This window comes from Paenibacillus sp. TAF43_2 (assembly GCF_052113545.1).
Taxonomy (GTDB): Bacteria; Bacillota; Bacilli; order Paenibacillales; family Paenibacillaceae; genus Pristimantibacillus.
Window position 1 is genome coordinate 1 of the sequence record NZ_JBFRDK010000063.1, and the last position, 25,124, is coordinate 25,124.

Consider the following 25,124-nt stretch of genomic DNA (forward strand, 5'->3'; position numbering starts at 1 on the left):
GGTATTGTTACCACTGATGTTGAGATCGAGCGCATCTATTTCAATAGTGGAATAGATTTTTATACGATGAAGCAGCGACTGAAGGAAATTGATTTAGCAGGTCTATACCTCATGGAGTCAGAGGGCAGCAAGGTATCCAGCGGCATAGAAGATCTAGGCGTACAATTCGGATACGATTTGCCCGAGGATCAGTTCCGTCAGCCTTATTTTGCTAGAAAAGTACGTATTCGATTTGAGGCGCACGGTGTACCAGCACTTGGCTACAAAACCTATGCGCTGATTAGAAATGACTACTCTAAACAGCTTCAAGCCGAAGAAGGCTCTCTAATTAGAAATGAACGAGAGATGGGCAATGATTATTTGACCGTAACGATCGCTGATGACGGTTCCTTGACTATTGTTGATCATCATTCGAATGAAGTGCTACGCAATCAGTGTATATATGAAGATACAGGAGACATTGGTAATGAGTATATGTACCGCCAGCCAAACGGTGACGTCCCGCTGACAACGAGAGGTCTTCAAGCCGAAATACGCATAACGGAAGATACACATTTTCAAGCCAGCTTTGAAATTACGCACCAGATGTTAATCCCGAAGTCGGCAGAAGAGCTGTTGCAGCAGGAGAGAGAAGAGCTGATTTGGTTTACTGGACGAAAATCAGGCAGGTCGGATAAGCTCATTCCTTTTACGATTAAGACGAAGGTATCACTTAACAAAAACGGGCAAGCACTGCAAATAGAAACCACCTTTATCAACGAGGCTCTTGACCATCGTTTGCGTATGTTGTTCCCGGTAGACTTTCAATCGAAGACACATTTGGCAGATTCAATCTTTGAAGTGGTGGAGCGGGATAATACCCCATCGGAGGAATGGAGAAACCCAAGCAATTGTCAGCATCAGCAAGCTTTTGTGACGTTGATTGGCGAGAAGCAGGGGGTTACGATCGCCAACCTTGGTTTAAATGAATATGAAGTTTTGCGAGAGGAAGATGAAAACAATACCATTGCGGTTACTTTGCTGCGTGCGGTGGGTGAGCTAGGTGATTGGGGGTACTTCCCGACCCCTGAGGCGCAGTGTCTCGGCGAGCATACGGTTAAGCTTGAAATTATACCGTTTCCGGTGGAGAATCAGCATGCAAAGTCGGAGTTCATTGGGCATGGAGCTATGGCATCGATGAAGGAAGCTTATCAATATCAAGTTCCTTGGATGGTGAAACAGACGGGTACACATGAGGGTGGGCTTCCAAGTAGTTTTTCCTTTATGCAATGGGAGGGTGACAAACTATGTTTGTCTGCTCTTAAGGTATCGGAGAATACGGGGGATTTGATCGCGCGCTGGTATAATCTATCACGAGATGAGCAAACGTTAAGCGTTTACCCTACGCTAGGCGTGAACGCAGCACATCGCAGCAGCGTTATGGAGCAGAGGCTGGAGGAGTCAGAGCTTGGCCGAATGGTGGTTCGTCCCGCTGAAATCATTACGCTTAGTTTAGATGTTACTTTGTAAATTAGCATACGGAGTACAACACACCCCTAACTGTCTTTGAGAAACGGTTGGGGGTGTGCTATATTTCAAGAGGGATGAGGATGACATGGACGTAAGCATCACGTTTGCGGCATGGGCAAATATTATGAAAACAAGGGGAAGGTGTTGCGGATGAAAAGAGTACTGCTGCTCGGAGATTCGATCCGAATGGGCTATGAACCGCTTGTGCGCGAGGCTTTGAATGAAACGGCAGAGGTTGTCGCACCTGAGGAGAACGGCAGATTTGCGAAACATACGTTATGGGGAGTTAACTTGTGGATTAGAGATCTGGGCAAACCAGATATCGTTCATTGGAACAACGGGTTATGGGATTTGCATCATGAAGCGCCAATGGTCGAGGCACTCACTTCATTAGAAGAATATTTGGAAACGCTTAAACGGACGGCGAATGAGCTGCAAAGAACGGGTGCAAACATCATATTTGCAACAACGACGCCTGTTCCAGCCGATGCGATTGGGCGCAGCAATGCAGAGATTGATTTATACAATGCGGCAGCTGCAAAGCTGATGGAAAGCCTAGGCATACAAATAAATGATCTGAACGCTGCCATAAAAGAAGATCTAGCATTACATATTTGCGAGGACCGTTTGCACTTGTCTGAACGAGGAAATCGTAGATGCGCGGAGAAAGTCATCGAGCACATCCATAAATATTTGTAATGTAAGGAGTAAAGGAAATGGYAGTCCAAAGCCTGTAGCTAGGCAGGACTGCCATTTCTTGTTTTAACGGATAAGATTCACATCGTCGCATCGATCAAAAAAAGCGGTTTGCTGCTGCAAAGAGGCTTCATCATTTTTGACAGCGTGTATCGCTTTGGCGAAGTTGCTAGCGCACATTGAAATATACTCCTTACCATACGCTGCCGACGACAGTGAAGGATCGCCTGCAATCTGATTTGGGAACTCCATATACCAATGGATGCCAGCGGACAGCCTATGCTCCGTTAGCGTTCGTCCAAGACCTTTGGACTCCCACTCGCCTGGATTCAAACGTTCCATATGGACAAGAGAAGGATTAATATGAAGAATTTGCGATGTTTCCATATGATCGGCATGCCCGTAGTCATCTGGCGTTTCATAGGATTGATCAAGATGAGCAAGCTGCTCGGCATTTAATTCCCATAGATTATAGGCGTACACAACATAATCCTTGCGTTCATCGAGCATCGTTTGGACGAAATAGCTCAGCAGATTGTTATTGCCGCCGTGCCCATTGGCCAAAATAATTTTGTTGAAGCCGTTGCGCCTAATTTCCTTGCACACTTCCTGCAAGAGGCGCAGCTGCAGCTCACTGCCAAGAGCAACTGTGCCTGCGTAATGCTTCACCTCGGATACTTGGCCGAAAATATAATAAGGAAAGATAACACAGGACTCTAATTGAGCTGACTTCTCTACGATTTCTCTAGCGATCATCATATCCGTTCCGAGGGGAAGATGATCGCCATGCTTTTCAAGACAGCCGATCGGCAGCACACAGACTCGGTTCGTTGACTTCACGGCCGTCTCAAATTCCTTGACGGTTAAGTTTTCCCATAACATACAGTTGGTCCTCTCTGTGTTGTTYAGTGCGCTGCCTTGGATACGTAAACGAGAATAATGGTTTCCAAATAATTAAGATCCGCAGCCATTCGTTTTTTAACTTCTACGTTCAAAGCACGATCCGATTCGATACGCTCCAGAAGCTTCTCTATTTTCTTAAGTGCTTCTTTGGCGTCCTTGCCGACTGATTTTTTATCCTTCCAGCTTTTTTCAAGCTGCTCCAGCTCTTTTACATATTTCTTATCGTTATCCATCCCATTGAACGGGACATAAATTTGTTTGATTTTGCGCTGCATTTCGGAAATGATCGTTTTGAAGGATGTTAAAACATCTTTGTCTGGGACGATGGCGGGTTTGCTGTAGAGACCTGCTAAAAGCGCCTTGTCATATTCATTTCCAAACAACGATTCAAATTCGAACAAAGCTGAGCCGGATACGCCTACTGCGACGGAGTCGTTAATTTGTTTAAGCAGCATCTCCTTCGTTAAGCCAAGATTCGTTCCGACACCAATGACGATCAGCGCCTTGTTGTTTGCGAGTGCAACGGAGTTTAAGGAATCAGTGGCAACAGATGAAGCGTCTGGATGATAGGACATCGGGAAGAGCTGGTCGATATAGTTTTTGGCAATCCAATCCTTTGGCTCTTGGTGCATGAACTCTGGCCCATTCACGTAGTTCGGCCATACGGCGGCGGAGACTCGGATATCCGGCTTCAATTTTTTGGCTTCACTGGAGATCCGATATACGAACTCATTAATCGTATTTTTTCTAAAATCAACCCACGCTTGCCAAAGCTTGTCGCCGGGATGAAGGTCGATCGGATCTGCGCCATGCTTCTGTTTGAACAGATTGCGCGTATAAGAGTCATAACCAAAGTCGTTCGTGTAATCACCTGCATCGGGATAACGAATATAGTCCAAATGCAAGCCGTCTACTTTATATTTCTGAAGCAGCTCCTTATAAATTTCAGAAACAAAGTCCCGTACTTCAGGCCTTACAGGATTGAGGAAATAATACTGGGTGTTGTAAAGCGGAACATCTTGATAATCATGGCCTTGTCTACTCATCATGGACCATTCCGGCTTAAGGCTTCTGACGGGACCTGCCATACTGCCGACGCCTACCAAAAAGTTTTCGACCCAAGCATGAACCTCGATGCCTGCTTTTTTGGCTTCTGTTATATAGGCGTTCAATACGTCAAAACCGCCATAAATCGGATTTTGAGCAGCTAGCGGATGGCTCGTTGGGTAAATCGTAAAGCCATTCCACCACGTCTCTAAGTAAATGGAGTTAATATTTAAAGCGTGAAGCTTCGCAATATGCTGCTGAACCTGCTCGAGATTCGTTTCCTTCGGACGAATCCAAATGGATCGATGGTCTACAGCGCGGGATTCATAGCCCATGAAGCTGGCTTTCTCCACCCGTGCGTGCAGCTCTGCGAACTGGACGGTGAAGGAAGCGAAATCACCTTGTGCAATCTGGCTTTTCAAATCGACCAATGCTGCTTGTGCAGATGTAATTTGTTGTTCCATACCGTTATAGTTAATGTCTAGAAACTGCTGCTTGGAGAGAATAAGCTTTTGCTTCGCGGCATCTATTCCTATTTGCGCTTTATCCAGATAGGATTCTGGCGTGAACAGAAATAACGCTTGTTTCTTATCCGTGAGCAGCTTGAAGCTGCTGCCAATGGATACATGCTCGCTTAGCCAGCTTGCTTTGATTCCATGCCCGGATATGACATATCCGCCAGCTGGAATGGYAGAATTATTGCCGCTCACCTGCGTGACCTTGCCTTCCGAGTTTACGACAACCTCGTATCCCCAAGGATTCGTTCCTGTTGCTGCGCCATAGCTGTTGTCGTAAATAATGAGCTGGTCCGTTCCGCGGTGTCCGGGGTATGGTTCATTGCTGCCGTCATCCCAGCCTCCGGGATTATCTTCTCTCGTTCGCGGATTTAAGGCGTCGTATCCTATTTTGGAGGCTTCAACTAACACTTCATTGTTCATATTCAATTCAACGGCATCTCCAATCCGCACAGTTCCATTTAATTTGGCAAAAAACGGACTTTCAGCTTGAATAGAGACAACGTATCCACTCGCAGGAATAGATGAGTTGTTATCGAGCCAATTGCCGCTAGTATCCTGCGTCATCGTTGCTATTCGCGTAACGGAACCTCCGTCAACGGTGATCTCCATGCCCCATGGATTTGTTTTTGTTGCAGGGCCGTATTCTGGCAAATACAGAACGATATCCGCCGCTCCGCGCCCTGCATTAACCTGAGTAATTGGAACGATCTCTTCATTAACGGTAAAATATTGGGCTGGATAAACTGAAATAGGAAAGCTCGTTGCAATGGAATCTCCAATCTTGAAGTTGTTGATCAATGAAGCTTTGTTGCCCGTTCCAGATATGACGTATCCGTTAGCAGGAATATAAGTGCCGTTAGTGCTGTTTGTGTATATGGCTGTAACGATATTGTTTGTAATGATGGCTTCTGTTGTCGGAACGAGCGGAGGTTTTGTTGTGGTTCCGTAGCTGCGGGTAAATATCATGAGCTTGTTGTCTTGACTCTCTTGATTAATGAGGTCAACGATGTGGTTTGTGCCGTCCTCAAGCGTAATGGATGGCTGGTCAGGAGAAGCGGGCTCTGAGAAGGCGGTTGAAGAAATGCTGATCAGAAGAAGGGCAACACAAAGGACGAGATTAAACAATCGTTTGGTCATCATGGCATACACCTCGAATCTTCTCATTTGTACGCATAAAACAGAACCTTACACTTCACCGCCTTTCGGATAAAGTAGCTGTTCATGTTCATGATGGATTGTTTATCTAGCAGTAGTGTAACAGCAAGTGGATCGTTTTTCCATAAATTTTATGAAAAGAGGAAAATATTTTTATTTTTAAGCTACCGCTTCAAATTTTCTGGCCAATGCGTCTCAATGCCTTGATTTTGAATAAGCGTTAAGAAAGCTTCCAGATGCTGCTTATTTTCTCGTACTTCATGCGGGGTGACTTGATTTACAATGGAGTAAGCGGCTAAATAACCTGCAGATTCACCGATGTTCCATTCGGTTGGATGCAGCCGGTAGCAGCCGTTTGTAATTTGAGTGGTGCCAATATTTTTACACGCAGGGAGCAAATTTTTCATCCGAACAGGGAGGAGGGCTCCGAGCGGAATTTCGTATGGCAAGCTGGGAATGTAGAAGCCGCGATTGGATTTTGTTGTTGTGTGGAGATCTAGATGATAACTTCCGACGCCTACACTGTCCTCATATCGTTTGATCCCTTGATCCCCCCTGATTTCGAGGCTGACATCATGCTCCGTAATCGTATACTGCGCCTTTATTCTGCGAGATTCCCGTATATAAGGATGTTTGGCAATACCATCTTCTGTTCCAACAATGTCACCGCGAAGTCGAAGGCCGGGATAACCAATGCCTCCATCTGGACGCAGTGCTTCCGTTTGCAGCCAATAAACGAGCGATAGACTTTGCTGACGCGCACTCTTCAWATGTTTTTGTTTTTCTTCCTCAGTTACCTCATAAATAGGACCTAAATAATAATCGTTTTGTGCCCAGTTTATTAAAGTGATATCGCTTTCAAACGAGCCTTCTTTAAACAAAGAACGGTCAATAATGCGCCTGTAAGTCCAGAAGGGCATGGGTTCTTTCCCATCGGGCATGAAGATAATTTCTTTGTCCTGGCACGGATCATGAATGTCTCCCATTTTCCAGCCGAACAGCGGGAAGCGTGAATGCGCAGGAATGAAGCTTCGCCAAAAGTCATACTGCTCTGGTTTCTCAATCGTATAATCCGCGTTCTCCATGTGATCCAAAGCAAATACAAACGTAAAGGATTGCATATCAAGGGAATCGGCCTGCTCAAGCGCATGCGGTTCTCCCGTTTCAGCTTTTGCTTCAGCTCCTGATACATACTCTGCACCGGCAAGAGGAAGAAGGTCGCCGCATTCGGTCGCGTCCAAATAGTAGGAGCCCTGCAGCTTCTTCATTTCACCTGAGGTGATATGTTTGACAAGGACAGATTCAATCAGGTCTTCGTTTGTTTCAGCGGACTTTAATTGATAGCCGAGTAGAATTGTTATTTTTCCACTGCTGATATGAGGAGCAAGCATGGTCTCAAGCACATGAAGCGCGGCTTTTGGTTCATGGCAAAGTCGGCTGACCCAGCCGTTTCCTGGGTTTAGGCGATCATTGTTTTTGGCGTCTTCTACTAAGGGATAGTTTTCCTTGTAATAACGGCGAATACGGTCGCGAAATTCACGATATGTACGGGTGCAGCCGAAGCTTTCAATCCAAGGATGCTCGTCGGGAGGAACGGCTTGACTAGTCAACTGCCCGCCAATCCAATCTGTTTCTTCCGTAACAATCACCTTCATGCCTAACTTAGCTGAGGATAGTGCAGCCATGCATCCGCCAAGCCCTCCGCCAAGTATAATGATGTCAGCCGTAATCGATTGTTGTTCCATTCGAGTCCCGCCCTTCTAGAATTGAATGAAAATTTGCTATATCGTAACACGAGATAGAGATTATATCCACCAATTATGATATTATTAAAAAAAATATCTTTTTCAAAATTCTGGCAGGCCATAAAGCCTATATCCGAACATTATTTTAAATTGTGAAAGATAATTGAAGGAAAGAGGAGGGATTCTATTGCCTCAAGAGATCAATATGCAATGGGTTACGAGTCTTTGTATTCATTACGAGATTGGAGAGCCGCTCATTCATCCAAGTCCGGTCACTGGCGGTTTGCTTCATCACATGTGGAAGCTCAGCACAACAGAAGGCCAATTCGCCTTGAAAATATTAAACCCTGAAATTATGGCAAGAGCAGGTGTCTTGTCCAACTATTTGCTCTCGGAGCGTATTGCAGCAGCCGCAGCAAGTTCAGGCATACCTGCCGTCTTAGCAAAGACGGTTAATAATGACATTATTACTCAGGTTTCTGGCGTGGATGTTATGCTGTTTGATTGGATTGACGGAGCTGTCATTACTCCCGCTGATTGCCGCAGGGAACACGCGAGTGTAATTGGAGCTTTGCTTCATAAGATTCACAGCTTGAATTTCGAGGAGCAGCAAAGTCCACTCTGGACCTCCTTTGGGCAGGACTACTGGAGGAAATTGATAGATGATGGGCTCAGGACAGCGACGCCATGGGCGCAGCAGATGGATGCTGGATTCAATGACTTGTTAGAATGGAATCATCAGTATCAGCAAGCCAGCCAGATGTTGAACAATAGCCAGTGCTTCAGCCATCGCGATTTAAATCCGAAAAACGTCGTTTGGAAGGACGGTCTTCATCCGCATATTATTGACTGGGAAGCAGCTGGCTCAACAAATCCAACAATGGAGCTGCTTGATGCTGCCTTAAGCTGGAGCGGGATGGATACGGGACACGTCAATAAAGAGACTTTTATGACGATGCTAGGCGCATATCAAAAGGCCGGTGGGACAGAGCTAACGCATGTGAAGGAAGCTTTCTACGGCAGAATGGGCAGCATGCTCGAATGGCTGGAGTACAATATGAGACGTTCGCTGCACACAGATATTTTCGGTGATTCGGAGCAGCAGCTTGGCAATGAGCAGGTGCTGTTGACCTTCTCGTCCTTAAAGGAAATGTCAGCAAATATTGATGAGTGGATGGCATGGATAGAGGAGAGGGATCAGAATGAAACCAGCAATCAATAAAAAACTTATCGTCATTGCCCACCGAGGTGCGGCCGGGTATGCACCCGAGAATACGATAGCGTCATTTCTGCTTGCGATAGAGATGAAGGCTGATTTCTTGGAACTGGATATTCAGCTTACTAAGGATGGGCAGCTTGTTGTTATTCATGATACAGAGGTTGATCGTACGAGTAATGGCAAAGGCAAGGTGCTGGACTTTACGATGGCTCAGCTGAGTGAACTGGACGCAGGAAGCTGGTTTAATGCGAAATTTGAAGGTGAACGAATGCCAACACTATCAGAGGTATTCACCTTATGCAAAGGGAAGATCGGTATCTTAATCGAGATTAAGGCGCCTTGGCTGTATCCGGGGATAGAGCAAAAGTTAGCCGAAGAGCTGCTTGCTCAYGGCATGCTGGATGAAGATCCTGCCTCTATTATCGTTCAATCTTTTGATCAGAGCTCTGTGAAGCGATTTAGTGCTATTATGCCCCAGGTTCTAGTTGGTTTGCTCGTTTATCAGTCTGAAGATGTAACGGCAGAGAAGATTCAAGAAACAGCCGTGTATGCAGATTATGTGAACCCGAGCTTGAATCTCGTTACAAAAAGTTTCGTAGACACCATTCATGCTTTAGGCAAAAAAACGACGCCTTGGACGGTTCGCTCGGCAGCGGAAGTGCCGCCATTGCTTGATTTTAACGTTGATGGCATTATTACCGATTATCCTGATTATGTGAAGCGATAGGAATTAATCAGGAGTTTTGAGAGTATGTCATTTATTGTAAGCCAAGAATAGATCATCTAAACTATTGAGATAAGTATACTATGAAGCGAGCTGATACGATGAAGATGGCAGGTCAAAAAATTAACCAGTCCAATACGCTTTTGTTGATTTCGAGTATATATACTTCCTTGACCAAAGCGGAGAAAAAAGTAGCCGACTATGTGAAATCAAATCCCGAGGAAGCGGTTATGGCGACRGTAACCGATTTATCTGAGCAGGCGGGGGTAGGCGAAACGTCCGTTATTCGTTTTTGCCGCAAGCTAGGCTTCCGCGGTTATCAAGAGTTTAAGCTTTCTATTGCGCAGGATTTGGTCAACCGTCCGTCGTACTCGACCGTTGAAATAGAAGAAGAAGACAGCACGCTGACGAAGGCAAGAAAAATTACGCTTCGCAACGAAATGATGCTGAAAAATACGCTTGATCTAATCAATCCGGCGGATTTGGACAAAGCAGTCCATCGGATGCTCGCAGCGGACAAAATTTATATTTTTGGAGTAGGATCATCCGGTATTACAGCGCTTGATCTTCATTATCGGCTGATGCGAATTGGAATGAATGTGGAGGCGCATAGGGATTCCCATATTATCGCGATGTCTGCATCGCTCGTGAAGAAAGGGGAAGTGGTGTTTGGCATATCAACCTCGGGAAGCACGAGAGATTTGGTAGATCCGCTGCGCCAAGCGAGAGCTAATGGAGCTGAGGTGATTTGCTTGACAAGCCATATGCGTTCTCCGATTACAGCACATGCCGACACCATTTTATTGGTGCCCTCACGTGAGATGCCTACCGAAGGCGGATCTTGGTCAACAAAAATTACTCAGGTACATTTATTGGATATTTTGTGCAATTTGTTGTCTCATAAGAAAAATAATGCCACAGAAGCTTTGGAGAAGACGGCTCGCTCCGTCGTAGACAAGCTGTATTAATCGATAGGGCCGTCTTTCAATCATATCGCAAAGCCTATTAAAAATAGGGCTGTCTCAAAAGCGTTTAGCTTCTGAAGGGATTGCTCACATGAAAAATAGCCGTACAGGAGAGCTATTCCTGTATGGCTATTTTTCTATTCTGGTCTATATTTGCTTGCAACATCAGATTGTGGGCAAGCGAAAGCCGCACGGCGTCTAGACTTGCCTTAGGCAAGCCGCGAAGCAGAAAACGCCGAAATCCCCGGTTATTCTTGATATGTCCGAATACACTGCTTTAGGGAATCGAGTTTACTTTATTGCCCTGCTTCATCCTGCTTCTCCGCTGCGAAAGATTGGATGCTTTCTTTACGGCGCTCGTTTTTAGCTTCGATCGATTGCTGCTGATCCGAAGATAATTCATCTGCAAATTCATTTAAGTACTGTTCTGCTTCTTGCAAATTTTCTTTTGTGTTGTTAATATGCTGCTGCAAATGAGCGGCATTATCTTCTCTGTTGTCTGGTTTAGCCATTTGTAATCCTCCTCTCTGTGCAGTAGTCCTTCTTAAGATGTCCGACAAGCACCGAAATTATGCCAATAGAGAGCGCTGACAGCTAATGTTTAAATTTTCTGACAATATAGAATAAAGGCATATTTTTTTAATATATAAATTAATAGTGGAGAAAAAATCCATTGTGTGATAGCTTAAAAAAGGATTCACCCGTAAAAGGACGAACCTTTTAAAATACGATTTTTCCAAACGGTTTTAAAGTAGATTTACGAATAAAAGAATTTTCTTTCAGAAAAAATAAAATTATTGAAAAATTCCTCCAGTGATGATATGTTGTAAACAGGAAAGATCATCACTTTCTGGAAGGATTTATAGCATCTCATTATTGGTAGACTACCATGACAATCACATAAAAAGTAAGCCGAAACCTTCCAAGTAAGTGGGGCATGAAGGCATTGATGCGGGGTTGGAACTTGAACTGATAACAGGGAGGGATGACCAAACAGCAGTTGATCGCAGCAAATGTATAGTAAGCATGAGCTCTTGCATTTCATCCATTGGAGGGGTAAAGCTATGCGGAAAATAAAATGGTTTGCAATGGTTTTATTGGCGGTTACGCTCGTTTTTGTATCGGCATGCAGCAAGGGCACCAATAACGGAAGTGAGAAAGCGACGAACAAGCCTACGAATGATACGACTGTTGAAACGGCAGCTCCGACAGAAGCTCCGCCTGTAGAGCCGGTTATCGACATGAACGGCGAGACTTTGAAAATTATTCACTGGGTCGACGGACCGTCAGAGGATACGCCGGAAGGTGCAGCGACACTGGAGAAGTGGCGAGCTGCCGAGAAGAAATATAATGTGAAGATTGTGTGGGAGAAGGTGCCTTGGGGCGAGAACATCAAAATGGTTACAAACGCCGCGCTCTCTGGTGAGTCGGCAGCCGATATCGTACCTTTGGATTACTATTTTGCAGTGCCGGCAATCAATCAAGGATTGTTTATGCCGGTGGATGATTTCTTCAATTTTGATGATCCCAAATGGCCTGCAGGCTTGAAGCAGCACGGTGCGGTCAATGGCAAAATGTACGGCTTTACCTCCAATATCAACAACGCCTCTGGTCTCTACTACAATAAAACATTATTTGAGCGCGAAGGTCTTCCAGATCCGCATGATTTGATCGCTCAAGACAAATGGACATGGGACGCTTTCCTAGACATCGCCAAAAAAGCGACAAAAGATACGAACGGCGACGGTGTAATCGACCAATGGGGCGTCACCAATATCGTCGGAAATCTATCGCGCATCTTGATTCACTCCAACAACTCCTCCTTTATTACACTCAAAGACGGCAAAAACGTCTTCAACTATGACGATCCAAACCTGCTAGAAGCACTTCGATTTTTTAGTGATCTGTTTAATGTGCATAAAGTCGTCGCTCCTAACAAAAACGAGAATTTCGAGGATTACAATGAGTCGCAAACGTTATTCAACTCCGGTAAAGCCGCAATGGTGACTGGTGAAGTGTGGGAAGGCGCAACAAGAACAACAATGACCGATGAGCAAGGTTTTGTTTATTTCCCTAAAGGTCCAAAAGCAACAACATGGCAAGGCAGCATTGAAAACTACGTGCAGTTCTATATCCCTGCCATCGTTAAGAGAGCAAAAGAGAAAGCTTATATTTGGGAACAAATTCAAATGTGGGATCGCGTAGAGCCGATTAACCGCGAGGAAGCGGAGAAGCAGCTGCTTGCTGATGAAAGCGATATTGAAGTGATGCTCGATTCTCTGAAATATGCACAGCCTATTTTTCTGCCGCTAGGCGGAGCTTTAAGCGATATTTCCTATTCGATTGCCAATCGCGGCGAGTCGCCAGAGACAGTGCTTGAGCGAAATAAACAAATTGCACAGGATGCGATTGATAAGGATTTGAATACACAAACAACAACAAAGGCAGCACAATAAAGGATGAGACTAGATTGATGAAACAGCATCGCAGGGAATCCCCATAAGGGATTCCCATCCTTTTATATGGACGACCATTTAAAGAGGAATGAGGGGTTCGCATGCTGAAGGTAACCAGGAAAACAAAGAGAGTGGTTGGCGCACTGCTGGCTCTAGTCATATGCCTGACAATCGTCTCCATTTATCCTGCAAGCCGCTCCTCAGGCAGCGATCATATACTGGAGTCTACTCATGCGGCATCAGCCTTATTGGAGAAGAAATTAGCAAACCTTCCTTCAGCAGGAAATCGCTATGAAGAGTATGCAGCTGAGTATGCAAATGAGCCGCATCCATCGATCAATCAAACAATTGAAGCCGAATCCTTTGCTGCGATTGAGGGTATGAATGCTGAAAAATTGGAAGTTTACGACGGTGCCGAGACGCCAGTCGTTGAAACGGAAGATTCAGGTGTGATTCATTGGGATGTTGATGTGCCAGAAGACGGATTATATCATATGGCTTTGCGCTATTTTCCGGTGGAAGGCAACACTTCACCCATTGAGAGAGAGCTGCGTATCGACGGTGAAGTTCCTTTTGAAGAAGCATCCAGACTTGTTTTCTCACGGGTATGGCGCAATGAGCTGGCCGAGCTGGAGCAGGATGCCAAGCAAAATGATTTGCGGCCGAGACAAGTTGAAAGCCCGCAGTGGCAGGAGAGAGTATTGCGTGATGCGGAAGGTTATTATCGTGAGCCGTTCTCTTTTTATCTATCCAAAGGCCAACATCGAATTTCACTCGTTTCTCTAAGAGAACCGATGATTATAGACTATTTGAAGCTTTACCAGCAAGAAGAAATTCCTCCCTATGAGAAAGTAGCGCAAGGGTATCAAGAGCAAGGCTATAGTGCGACGAACGGCTTGTTTATTAAGCTTCAAGGCGAGGACGCCGCGTTCAAATCAAATCCCTCATTGTATCCGCTGAATGATCGCTCCAGTCCTGGCACGGAACCCTATCATGTATCAAAAATTAGAATGAATACAATCGGAGGCGTCAACTGGAAAATTCCTGGACAGTGGATTTCGTGGAAACTTGATATTCCAGAAGACGGGCTTTATGAATTTGGCCTTAGATACAAGCAAAATACGGTCAGAGGCGTGAACGTGGTTAGAGAGCTTTCCATCGACGGAAAAATTCCGTTCAAGGAGGCGGAAGCTATCCCTTTCCGTTATGACGGCGCATGGCAGATTGGAATGCCTGGCGAGGATGGCAAGCCGTACTTATTTTATTTGACCAAGGGGAAGCATGAAATCAAGCTGGAGCTGACGATGGGCGACCTTGCTGAAATTATTCGAATGGTGCGTTCCAGCATCCAGCAGCTCAACGCATTGTATCTCAAAATCATCATGATCACTTCGGCTTCACCAGACCCTCTTCGCGATTACGAGCTGGAGAAAAAAATTCCTGAGCTGCAAAAGGTGTTTAAGGAGCAGAGCGAGTTTCTTACTGCCGCAGCAGATCGGATGGATGAGCTGGTTGGCGGCACGAGCGCCAGCACGACGATCTTAAGAACAACCGCCTATCAATTGAAGGATATTGGAAGCCGTACCGAGACGTTGACCTCACGGCTCAAAGGATTCAAGGATAATGTGACCGCCCTCGGCACTTGGCTGCTTACCGTAAATCAACAGCCGCTTGAAATCGATTATTTGTTTTTCAAATCGCAGGACGTACCTGTCCCGAAGGTCAGTACTGGAATCATCGGGAAGTCTGTACATGAAGTGATGTCCTTTGCCAGATCGTTTTCCGAGGATTACAGCCACATCAGCAACGTCAAGCAAGGAGACAAGGAAGTAACCGTGTGGATTGCAGCAGGAAGAGATCAGGCTCAGCTGCTGCGGTCTATGATTGACAACACCTTTACGCCGCAAACGGGCATTTCAGTTAATTTACAGCTCGTGAATCCAGCAGTCGTTCTGCCTGCAACGCTAGCGGGGAAAGGCCCGGATATCGCGCTTACCCAAGGCGATGTAATCAACTTTGCGATGCGGAACGCGCTTCAGGATTTATCCAGCTTCCCGGAATTTGAACAGGTTAAGGACCGGTTTATGGATAGCGCTTTCGCAAGCTTTAAGTATCAGGACGGCGTGTTTGCTCTACCAGAAACACAATCGTTCCCAATGCTTTTCTATCGCAAAGATATTTTGGAAGAGCTGCATTTGGACGTGCCGCAAACATGGGAGGATATGTACCGTATCATTCCCGAGCTCCAGAAGCACAACATGGATTTGGCGCTGCCGCAAAATATTGTGTTTGAATCGATGCTCTATCAAAATGGCGGCCAATATTACCAGAAAGACGGTATTGCAACCGACCTTGATTCAGCTATTGGCATAGAGTCGTTCCAAAAGTGGACGGAGCTGTATACCAACTATAAGCTGCCAATTGAATTTGATTTCATTAACCGTTTCCGTACAGGCGAGATGCCAATTGGTATTGCGGATTATACCACGTTCAATTTCTTGACGATTTTTGCCCCGGAAATTAGAGGCCAGTGGAGTTTTGTCGCGGTACCGGGCACGAAGAGCGAGGCGGGGACGGTTCGCCACGACACACTTAGCTCAGCTACAGGCACAGTGATGTTTAAAGACGCCAAAAATAAAGAGGCAGGCTGGGCGTTTATGAAATGGTGGACGGACACGGAGGCGCAGGTCACGTTTGGGCGTGAGATGGAAGCGATATTAGGGGAATCGGCGCGATATGCAGCTGCGAATTTAGAAGCTTTGCAGCGTCTTCCATGGTCAGCAAAGGAAATGAATCAGCTGGTTGAGGAGCTGAACTGGGTCGTCGGCAGACCTGCTGTCCCAGGCGGCTATTCACTCGATCGGCACATCTATAATGCCTTTTACGAGGTGTACACCGACGGCAGCGAACCGCGGGAAACGCTGGAAAACTATGTCCGAACGATCAATCAGGAAATTACGATCAAGCGCGAAGAATTTGATTTGCCGACAAAGTAGAAGGGAGGGGTCCATATGATTCAGCTTGTTAAAAAAAGCAAGTTAAAATTGGACAGCAAAACGCTGCGGCCGCGGTTGAATCTGAAGTGGAAGGAAGTTTCGAAGAACAAGGTTTTATATGCCATGATTGCACCGTTCTTTCTGATCTTCTTCACCTTTACCGTCCTTCCCGTCTGCTTATCGCTGCTGGTCAGCTTCACTAACTTTAATATGCYGGAGTTTCCGAAGTGGGTAGGCTGGCGCAATTACGCTCAATTGTTCGTTAGGGATGATGTGTTTCTAATCGCTCTAAAAAACACGTTGATCTTCGCCGCAATCACAGGACCTGTCAGTTATATCGCCTGTTTTGTGCTCGCGTGGATTATTAATGAGTTTCCACCAAAGATTAGAGCTTTTGCGACGCTGGTTTTTTATGCGCCTGCCTTGTCAGGGAGCGCCTTTATCGTGTGGACGCTCTTGTTCAGCAGTGATTCCTATGGATATATCAATGCCTTCCTGCTCAAGTGGCATTTGATATTGGAGCCCATCCTTTGGCTCAAGACACCTAAATATATTCTTCCGATCATCATTATCGTACAGCTCTGGCTCAGCCTTGGAACGAGTTTTCTTGCCTTCATCGCAGGGCTGCAAGGACTTGATAAAACGTTATTCGAGGCGGGTGCAATCGATGGCATACGCAACCGCTGGCAGGAGCTTTGGTTCATTACGCTGCCTTCAATGAGGCCGATGCTGATGTTCGGTGCGGTCATCCAAATTACAGCGTCCTTCGGCGTTGCGGAGGTAGCGACTGCGCTTGCTGGGTTCCCAAGCGTGAAGTATGCGGGCCATACGATCGTTACGCATTTAATGGATTACGGCTCCATTCGCTTTGAGATGGGATACGCCTCAGCTATTGCGACCGTGCTGTTCGCAATGATGCTCGGCTCCAATCTCATCGTACGAAGGCTGCTGGCGAAGGTCGGTGAGTAGCGATGATCACAATTCGTCTAAGAAAAAAAAGAATAAGCCGCTCATGGATGGGCGATATCTTTCTGTTCTTGCTGCTTGCAGCAGTAGGCTATTTTATGGCAATGCCGCTCGTATTTGTGATCAGCAATGCATTCAAGCCGATTAACGAAATTTTGAAGTTTCCGCCTGATTTTTTGGTCAAAAATCCAACATTCACTAACTTTACGGACTTATATCATCTGCTTTCCGGCTCATGGGTGCCTTTTACTCGTTACATTTATAACACTTTTTTTATTGCGATTGTTGGTACGGTCGGTCATGTGCTCATTGCTTCCCTCGCAGCTTATCCACTGGCGAAGCGGAAATTTCCGGGAAAGGGATTCCTTTTTACCATTGTAGTCCTATCGCTAATGTTCTCAGCTACGGTTACTCAGATTACGAATTACATGACGATGTCATGGCTCGGTTTTCTGGATACCCACTGGGCGGTTATTATTCCGGCAATTGGCTCCTCGCTTGGGCTGTATCTTATGAAACAGTTTATGGAGCAAATACCGGATGCGCTGCTCGAAGCTGCACAGATTGAYGGCTGCAGTGAAGTTCGCATTTTCTGGAGTGTCGTTATGCCTGTCGTCAAACCTGCATGGCTTACGCTAGTTATTTTCTCTTTCCAAGGTTTATGGGGGGCAGGCGGAGCAGCGGGCTCGATGTACATTTACAGCGAGCAGCTCAAAACAATTGATTACGCGTTAAGTCAAATTCTGGCGGGAGGCATCGCACGAACGGGTCCTTCGATGGCAGCAACATTGCTGCTGCTCACCGTTCCGATTCTCATCTTTGTGCTATCGCAGAGCAGCGTTATTCAAACGATGTCAACCTCCGGCATGAAAGAATGATGGGAAAGGGGAGGCTTACGTTGAATCGATTATGTAAATTGCTGCTGCTCTTCCCACTAATGCTGATCCTGGTTGGCATTTCGGTTCCGGTCTATGCTGCGCCATACGATGGCTACAATTATTCGTGGTGGGGAGATCCTGAGCCAGCGCCTGTGCCGTACTTGCCAGTGAAGCAAATCGGCGGGGAGCAGTTAAGCTCCGGACCATTCAAATCGCCAGAGGATTTGTTCATCACCGCTGACAATCAGATCTATGTCGCGGATACAGGGAATAACCGCATCGTAGTGCTTGATGAGCAAGCAAGCGTAATTCAGACGATTGATGCTTTTGTGAATGGCAATAAAGAGGATCGCTTCTCAGCTCCGCAAGGGATCTTCGTACATTCAAATGGACATTTGTTCATTGCCGATACAGGAAACAAACGCATTGTTGAACTAACGAAGGAAGGCGAGCTGGTACGCGTCATTGGCGCTCCGGAGAGCGATGTGCTGGGCGGGAACTTTGTCTATGAGCCGATCAAGCTGGTCGGAGATTCAGCGGGTCGTTTATATGTTGTCGGAAAAGGCGTGTTCAATGGCATTATGCAGTTTGATTCCGGCGGCAAGTTCTCAGGGTTTATGGGGGTCAATAAAGTACGCTACAGTGCCGCGGATTTGTTCTGGAAGCGCGTCATGACGAAGGAGCAGCGTTCCAAAATGGTGCTCTTTATCCCTGTCGAATTCAACAACGTCGATATTGACAGCGAGGGCTTTGTTTATGCTACGACAAGCGAGGCATTCTCGGATACACCAGTTAAGCGGTTGAATCCATCTGGAACGGACGTGCTGAAGAGAACGGGCTACCAGCCGCCAAAAGGCGATATCCGATTCCGCATGGGAGGCACACGGCCCGGAACATCAGCTATTCAAAGCGTCGCGCTTGATCGAAATGGGATTTACAGCATTTTGGATAGTACGCGAGGGAGAATCTTTACGTACGACAGAGAAGGCAAGCTGATGTATATTTACGGACTGCTTGGTGAGCAGGTTGGCACGTTTAAGACGCCAACCGACATTGACATGTTAGGCGATAAGATGATTGTGCTGGATAAAGGCTTGAATCAGCTGGTCATGTTTGAGCCAACGCGCTATGGAAAGGTGATTCGAGAAGCCGTTATTAATAATGATATTGGCGAGGAAGAAAAGTCGGTCGAGAAATGGCGCGAGGCTTTGCGATTAAACAACAATCTCGAAATCGCTTATCTGGGAATAGGGAAAGCGGAGCTCAGACAAGGACATAATTACGAAGCGATGAAGCATTTTGAGCTGGGCATGCACACGCAATATTATTCACGGGCTTTTGAACGTTACCGCAAGGATTTCATGTGGGAGCATTTCGGGAAAATTGCGGCAGTAGCGACAACAGCAGTCGTTCTGCTCATCGCTGCGAGAGTGCTTATCAAGCGCAGAACAGCTGAGCCTGGCGTAGTGGGAATGGGCTGGTATACAATCTTCCATCCGTTTAATGGATTCTGGGAGCTGAAGTTCGAGCGAAAAGGGAAGATCTGGTTTGCTTTGCTGCTGCTGCTTATTCTCTCTCTTCTCTATGTGCTTAAAAGGCAGTTTACCGGCTTTATCTTTAATCCAACGGTCAATGCAGAGAATGTAAACGTGCTAGATGAGATTAAATTTATTGTGCTCCCGTTTTTTCTATGGTGCATCGCCAACTGGTCGATGACGACGCTGATGGATGGCGAGGGGAAATTCAAAGAAATTGTAATGGCTACCGCCTATGCGCTTATTCCAGTTGTGCTGATGCAAATTCCGCTCATTTTATTGTCCAATGTCATTACGATTCAGGAAGGCTCCTTCTATCGATTGCTGGAGTCAATCGGCTTCTTGTGGTTTTTTGGATTGTTATTTGTCGGTATGCTTACCGTTCATCAGTATACGGTGGGGAAAACGGTCATTACGATGCTGCTAACGATGCTTGTGATGGGCATCATCATCTTCTTAGGCTTGCTTTTCTTCAGCTTAGCGCAGCAGATGCTTTCCTTCGCGGCTACGGTATACAAAGAAGCGATGTTTAGACTAGGGGAGGGATAATGCCATGTCAAAGCACAATACACGGAAATGGGTGGCATTATCCCTGCTGCTTGCGACGCTGTCGCTGCCGGCTTGCACATCGGGAACGGTTAACAGTACCCTTACATCCGGGACACCTAGTAAAGTTGCCGCGGCAACGGATGCTTCGCTCCGTGCACTGTACGCATCAGCTCAAGTGGAGCCTCGAATAGAAGGTCTTGATCCGGTGCTGGAGAACGATGCGCTTCGGCTGTATATCAGCAAAGCTACTGCTGAAATCGCAGTCGTGGATAAAAAAAGCGGGAACATTTGGCGCTCGAATCCAGACAGCTCGGAGGATAACCTTGCTTCACCTTATTTAAAGGGGAAATTATCCTCCCAAATCTCTTTCGTTTACCTCACGAAGAGCGGTCAGAACAAGGATTATGACAGCTATAACAACAGCGTGAAGTTTAATCAGTTTGAAATTAAGCAAGCGGATAATGGGGTGACGGTCACCTATCTGTTCGGTGATCCGCAGAAAGGGCTCGAGTCCATACCGCAGAAGATAAGCAAGGAGCGGTTCGAAGAAAGATTGCTGAAGCGATTGGAAGATCCTGCGGATCAAGAACAGCTGAAGGTTAGATACAAGCTAAATGAGGAGCAGGGTATTTACGAACGCCGAGAAATACCAAAAGCTGTCGTGAAAAAGCTATTGGCAATTTTTGAGAAGGCGGAATATACGGAAGAGGATTTTGCTATCGATAATGGTGAGGGAGACGGCGGTGGAGCAGCTGAAGAATCGGTTAAGCCGAAATTTTCAGCAGCGATTGAATACACATTGGACGGCAGAGATTTAATCGCTTCAGTGGATACGTCGACCATCACTGAAGATACTCCGCCTTATCGGATACATTCGATCAGTCTTCTTGAAAATTTCGGAGCTGCGGGCCAGAAGGATGACGGCTACCTCTTTCTTCCTGACGGGTCGGGAACACTTATTAGGTTCAACACTGGAAATATTCAAGCGCAGCCTATCCTGATTCCGATTTACGGTGAAGACAGCTCGATCTATGTAAATGAAAAGTTTAATACGCTTGAACCAAACCGGTTGCCGGTATTCGGAATGAAAAAGAACGATGCTGCTTTTCTTGCCATTATTGAGCAGGGGGAAGCGCTCGCCAAGCTTTCCGCGGATATAAGGGGGCGATTGCATGAGTTTAATACGATTGCAGCCCAGTTCATTATTTTGCCGAAGGACGAGGTGCGTTTAAGCAATAACGAGATTATGCACAAAACGCCAAAGGAGACGTACAAGGGGAATTTGAAAATTCGTTATTCCTTATTAAGCGGCGATGAGGCTGATTACTCGGGCATGGCAGCAAGCTATCGCACTTATTTGGAGAAGGCGGATGGGCTAACAAAGCTGAAAGCAGAAGGAGATGCGCCATTTTATATGGAGCTTGTTGGCAGCATCCCAAAAAAGAAAAACATGTTAGGTTTTCCATATGAGGCTCTTGTGCCTTTAACGAATTTGAAGGAAGCTGAGCAGCTCGTTGATCAGCTTCACGGCAAGCAAATACAAAATATACGGCTGAGTTACAAGGGCTGGTTTAATGAAGGCTTAAATCATACGATAGCATCGAATATCGACATGGATAACGTGATAGGGAGCAAAGGCGATTGGAAGCGATTAGCGGAAAAGCTGCAGAAGAGCGGAGGCGGGTTTTATCCGGATGCTGCCTTCCAGCATATCTATCAGAATTCCGGGAAATTTAGCCCGAGCAAAGACTCTGCCCAGTACATTTCTCGGCGCTATGCGAAAATTTATGAGTTCGATCGCGCAGCATATTTTCGGCATAACGAGCTGTTGTCACACTATTTGTTGACTCCAAGAAAGCTAAGTTCAACGGTCAGCGGTTTTCTGTCTGATTTCAAGAAGCTGAATCCTGGAGCTATTTCCTTAAGGGATCTGGGCTCTGAGCTTCATTCGGATTTCCGAAGAAATGCAGAGGTGACAAGAGAGGACGCAAAACGAATCGTTACAGATCAGCTCGAAGCCATTTCGGAGATGTCTCCAAGCATAATGGTCAATGGCGGCAATGCTTATGTGCTTCCGTATGTATCGCATATTCTAAACCTGCCGCAAAAAAGCAATGAATACCAGCTATCCGGTGAGTCGATACCGTTTAACCAAATGGTGCTGCATGGTTATATCGAATATGCGGGAAAAGCATACAACATGGCTGATGAGCAAGACATTCGGGAAAGTGTACTGCGCTCGCTTGAAACGGGATCAAATGTCTACTTTAGCTGGTTCTATGCGGAGCCGTCCGTCCTTAAGGACACTCGATTCAGTTATCTTTATTCGAATGATTATGAGCAATGGTTTGATGAGGCTGTCGACGCGTATGGCGAAGTGAATGCAGTGCTGCGGCAGGTCCGCGGTCAGAGCATGATCAAGCACGAAAAGCTGGCGGAACGCACTTACAAAACCGTGTATGAGAGCGGCTTAACGGTTTATGTAAATTACAGCGATGCCGTTGTGCATACGGATGGTGTGAGCATTGAAGCCCATGATTACATCGTTAAGGGGGGATAAGGATGTCGAAGAGACGAACACTGAGCTTGGAGCGCAAAAAGGAAATATACGGCGTGTTGTTCGTAACCCCTTGGCTGCTTGGATTCGTACTGCTGATGGTTATCCCATTCGTCCAGTCGCTTCAATTCAGCTTCCATAAGCTGACGCTAAATTCGGAAGGCTACTCGCTTCAATATGTCGGCCTTGAAAATTATCGCAACATCTTTTTCGTTGATGCGTGGTACGTTCGTTCCTTAACGGAAGCCGTTACGGTGATGGCATTAAACGTACCGCTCATTATTTTTTTCAGCTTATTTACAGCCACATTATTGGTGCAGAAATTCAGAGGGAGAATGCTTGCGAGAGCGATCATATTCCTGCCAGTTGTGTTAGCCTCAGGGGTTATAGCTAAGCTTGATAACGGCAATTTTCTAGCTCAAATGATCGGCTCCGCTTCAACCGACATGGAGGGCAACTATTCTGGACTGCGAAGCATTGAGCTTAGGCCGCTGTTATTCCAAGCCGGTCTTAGCCGGGACATTGTGGAGTATTTGACGAGTGCGGTTGATCGAATCTACCAGATCATCAGCTCGTCTGGCGTCCAGATACTCATTTTTTTAGCGGGGCTGCAGTCGATTTCACCCTCTCTTTATGAAGCGGCGAAGATGGAAGGGGCCACAGGTTATGAAGCCTTCTGGAAAATAACGTTTCCAATGATTTCGCCGCTCATTCTGACGAATGTGGTGTATACCATCATCGATTCCTTCTATGACAATAAAATGACGCAAATGATTCAGGACGCAGCTTTTGGTCGATTGGACTTTGGCGTCAGCTCGGCGATGTCGTGGATTTACTTTCTAGTCATCTCGATCATTCTAGTCGTATCGACGTATCTGATTTCGAAGCGTGTATTCTATTATGACTAACAAGGAGGAAGAGATATGGATGCTGAGACGAAGGTGAAAAGCCGCTTCTCGGACTCTGCCCTAGTGCGGGCCGCAACGAGCTGGTACGATCGCCATAGCCCAGTTGAAAAAGCGAAGCATTGGCTTTGGATATTCATCCGTTCCGTACTCATCGTCGGGATTTGTTTTATCATTTTGTATCCGATCATTACGAAGCTTTCCATCGCGTTGCGCGACAAGCAGGATATGTTCGATGCAACCGTCGTTTGGCTGCCGCGGCATTTTACACTGGATAATATCAAAATCGTCATGGGTTATTTAAAATATTCGGAATCCGTCACTAACACGCTGCTGCTCAGCCTTGGGACGTCGCTGCTTCAACTTGCTTCCTGCGCACTGGCTGGGTATGGCTTTGCAAGGCTCAAGTTCCGGGGCAGCGCCATTTTGTTCGGAGTCGTCATCTTCACCATCGTTGTGCCGCCGCAAACGATTATGGTTCCTACGTATTTGCATTATCGCTTTTTTGATGTGTTTGGGCTTTATCATCTGTTCACAGGAAAAGATGGCGTGAATCTGCTGGAGAGCTTCTGGCCTTTCTTTATTTCTTCGGGGCTTGCGATGGGCTTGAAAAACGGTCTGTATATTTATATTTTCCGTCAATTTTTTCGCTCGCTGCCGAAGGATTTGGAGGAGGCTGCGTATGTGGACGGAGCGGGCATTCCGGGTACCTTTGCAAGAGTCATGCTGCCTAATGCTGTACCTGCGATAGCTACGGTCATGCTGTTCTCGTTCATCTGGCAATGGAATGACAGCTACTTTGTAAATCTCTTTGCGCCAAATTATACCCTTCTAGCAAGAATGCTCGATTTGCTGCCTGGCGCTGTTCGACCCGAATATGTTGGAGGTATTTCTCATACATCTTTATATTTGAACACTGGCACACTGCTCGGCATTTTACCGATCTTCATTCTTTATTTATTCGCACAAAGATACTTTGTAGAAAGCGTAGAGCGCACAGGATTGGTAGGCTAGCGATTATTCGGGCAACCGTACTTACGATTGGAGGGTACTGCAATGAACGATGCCATAGGAGTAGATAGCGAGGGGCTCTTGGATAAGCAGGTGACCCTATGATCCCACCATTAATTGCCGGACTAAAAAAAGGATTTATCGTATCCTGTCAGGCGCTTGAGCATGAGCCATTGTACGGCTCCGATATTATGGCTGCGATGGCAGCGGCAGCGGAATCCGGAGGGGCATCAGCTATCCGTGCCAATACGCCTCAGGATATTGCCGCTATCAAACGCAAATGCAAGATTCCGGTTATCGGACTATATAAAAAACATTATCCCGATAGCGATGTCTACATTACTCCAACCTTGCTAGAGGCAGGAGAAGTGATTCGAGCGGGTGCTGACATCGTGGCTATAGACTGTACTTCCATGCCGAGGCCAAGAAACGAGAAGCTGGATCATGTCATTGCTGCTATTCGCAAAAAATTCCCTAATACACTGATCATGGCGGATATTTCTACTTTTGAGGAAGGCGTTTCCGCTATGAAGCTTGGCGTAGATGTCGTCTCTACGACGATGTCGGGTTATACGCCACAAAGTCCGAAGCAACAAACTCCTGATTTTGAGTTGATCGGGAAATTAGCTGCGCTTGGTCAGACACCCGTTTTTGCGGAAGGAAGAATATGGTCGATCGAGGATTGCTTGCGCTGCTTTGACGCTGGCGCGCACGCTGTCGTAATCGGAACTGCTATTACAAGGCCGCAAGAGGTTGTGAGACGTTTTGTAACGAGCATCAAGTAATGAGT

The 25,124-nt window shown here is 46.3% G+C and carries 18 protein-coding genes; 14 read left to right on the plus strand and 4 right to left on the minus strand.

Annotated features, from left to right (window positions below):
* Together AB4Z17_RS15465 and AB4Z17_RS15470 are read left to right on the plus strand one after the other, a co-directional pair.
* Window positions 1-1,509: glycoside hydrolase family 38 C-terminal domain-containing protein (locus tag AB4Z17_RS15465; RefSeq protein WP_441960675.1), on the plus strand; the 1,509-nt coding region annotated here is incomplete at its 5' end.
* Window positions 1,510-1,659: 150 nt separating this feature from the next.
* Window positions 1,660-2,208 carry an SGNH/GDSL hydrolase family protein gene (locus tag AB4Z17_RS15470; RefSeq protein ID WP_441960677.1) on the plus strand — a complete coding sequence of 183 codons (549 nt, stop codon included), beginning with the start codon at window positions 1,660-1,662 and terminating at the stop codon, window positions 2,206-2,208.
* Between the two features lie 63 nt (window positions 2,209-2,271).
* Here AB4Z17_RS15470 and AB4Z17_RS15475 read toward each other — a convergent pair whose 3' ends face one another.
* The 3 genes from AB4Z17_RS15475 to AB4Z17_RS15485 form a co-directional block, all read right to left on the minus strand.
* The gene (locus AB4Z17_RS15475; protein WP_441960679.1) at window positions 2,272-3,087 is read right to left on the minus strand and encodes a creatininase family protein; all 816 of its coding nucleotides are present in this window, start codon (window positions 3,085-3,087) and stop codon (window positions 2,272-2,274) included.
* Window positions 3,088-3,110: 23 nt separating this feature from the next.
* Window positions 3,111-5,837, minus strand: a complete 2,727-nt coding sequence (locus AB4Z17_RS15480) for a glycoside hydrolase family 10 protein (RefSeq protein WP_441960711.1) — start codon at window positions 5,835-5,837, stop codon at window positions 3,111-3,113.
* 155 nt (window positions 5,838-5,992) lie between these two features.
* Window positions 5,993-7,573 carry an FAD-dependent oxidoreductase gene (locus AB4Z17_RS15485; protein ID WP_441960681.1) on the minus strand — a complete coding sequence of 527 codons (1,581 nt, stop codon included), beginning with the start codon at window positions 7,571-7,573 and terminating at the stop codon, window positions 5,993-5,995.
* A gap of 187 nt (window positions 7,574-7,760) precedes the next feature.
* Here AB4Z17_RS15485 and AB4Z17_RS15490 point away from each other — a divergent pair, with 187 nt between their 5' ends.
* The 3 genes from AB4Z17_RS15490 (at window position 7,761) to AB4Z17_RS15500 (ending at window position 10,484) form a co-directional block, all read left to right on the plus strand.
* Entirely contained in the window at window positions 7,761-8,795 is a 1,035-nt protein-coding gene (locus AB4Z17_RS15490) for a phosphotransferase (protein WP_441960683.1), read from the plus strand.
* Entirely contained in the window at window positions 8,776-9,519 is a 744-nt protein-coding gene (locus AB4Z17_RS15495; protein WP_441960685.1) for a glycerophosphodiester phosphodiesterase, read from the plus strand. The genes AB4Z17_RS15490 and AB4Z17_RS15495 overlap by 20 nt, the downstream gene beginning before the upstream one ends.
* Before the next feature lie 98 nt (window positions 9,520-9,617).
* Window positions 9,618-10,484: a MurR/RpiR family transcriptional regulator gene (locus AB4Z17_RS15500; protein ID WP_076270167.1), complete on the plus strand. Its 867-nt coding sequence runs from the start codon at window positions 9,618-9,620 to the stop codon at window positions 10,482-10,484.
* 293 nt (window positions 10,485-10,777) lie between these two features.
* Here AB4Z17_RS15500 and tlp read toward each other — a convergent pair whose 3' ends face one another.
* Complete coding sequence (gene tlp / locus AB4Z17_RS15505) at window positions 10,778-10,993, minus strand: small acid-soluble spore protein Tlp (protein ID WP_076270030.1); 216 nt, start codon at window positions 10,991-10,993, stop codon at window positions 10,778-10,780.
* A gap of 552 nt (window positions 10,994-11,545) precedes the next feature.
* Between tlp and AB4Z17_RS15510 the strand changes: the two genes are divergently transcribed.
* The 9 genes from AB4Z17_RS15510 to AB4Z17_RS15550 all read left to right on the plus strand — a co-directional run bounded on the left by AB4Z17_RS15510 (window position 11,546) and on the right by AB4Z17_RS15550 (window position 25,119).
* Window positions 11,546-12,937 carry an ABC transporter substrate-binding protein gene (locus tag AB4Z17_RS15510; RefSeq protein WP_441960687.1) on the plus strand — a complete coding sequence of 464 codons (1,392 nt, stop codon included), beginning with the start codon at window positions 11,546-11,548 and terminating at the stop codon, window positions 12,935-12,937.
* 101 nt (window positions 12,938-13,038) lie between these two features.
* Window positions 13,039-15,933: an extracellular solute-binding protein gene (locus tag AB4Z17_RS15515; RefSeq protein WP_441960689.1), complete on the plus strand. Its 2,895-nt coding sequence runs from the start codon at window positions 13,039-13,041 to the stop codon at window positions 15,931-15,933.
* Window positions 15,934-15,948: 15 nt separating this feature from the next.
* Window positions 15,949-16,902: a carbohydrate ABC transporter permease gene (locus tag AB4Z17_RS15520; protein ID WP_441960691.1), complete on the plus strand. Its 954-nt coding sequence runs from the start codon at window positions 15,949-15,951 to the stop codon at window positions 16,900-16,902.
* Window positions 16,903-16,904: 2 nt separating this feature from the next.
* Complete coding sequence (locus AB4Z17_RS15525; RefSeq protein WP_441909806.1) at window positions 16,905-17,777, plus strand: carbohydrate ABC transporter permease; 873 nt, start codon at window positions 16,905-16,907, stop codon at window positions 17,775-17,777.
* 20 nt (window positions 17,778-17,797) lie between these two features.
* Window positions 17,798-19,861 carry a YIP1 family protein gene (locus AB4Z17_RS15530; protein WP_441960693.1) on the plus strand — a complete coding sequence of 688 codons (2,064 nt, stop codon included), beginning with the start codon at window positions 17,798-17,800 and terminating at the stop codon, window positions 19,859-19,861.
* Between the two features lie 4 nt (window positions 19,862-19,865).
* The gene (locus AB4Z17_RS15535; protein WP_441960695.1) at window positions 19,866-22,421 is read left to right on the plus strand and encodes a DUF5696 domain-containing protein; all 2,556 of its coding nucleotides are present in this window, start codon (window positions 19,866-19,868) and stop codon (window positions 22,419-22,421) included.
* A gap of 2 nt (window positions 22,422-22,423) precedes the next feature.
* Window positions 22,424-23,326, plus strand: coding sequence for a carbohydrate ABC transporter permease (locus AB4Z17_RS15540; protein WP_076270024.1), 903 nt, complete (start codon window positions 22,424-22,426; stop codon window positions 23,324-23,326).
* Window positions 23,327-23,341: 15 nt separating this feature from the next.
* On the plus strand, window positions 23,342-24,337 hold the full coding sequence (locus AB4Z17_RS15545; RefSeq protein WP_441960697.1) for a carbohydrate ABC transporter permease: 996 nt from the start codon (window positions 23,342-23,344) through the stop codon (window positions 24,335-24,337).
* A gap of 98 nt (window positions 24,338-24,435) precedes the next feature.
* Window positions 24,436-25,119, plus strand: a complete 684-nt coding sequence (locus tag AB4Z17_RS15550; RefSeq protein ID WP_441960699.1) for an N-acetylmannosamine-6-phosphate 2-epimerase — start codon at window positions 24,436-24,438, stop codon at window positions 25,117-25,119.
* Window positions 25,120-25,124: the final 5 nt, after the last annotated feature.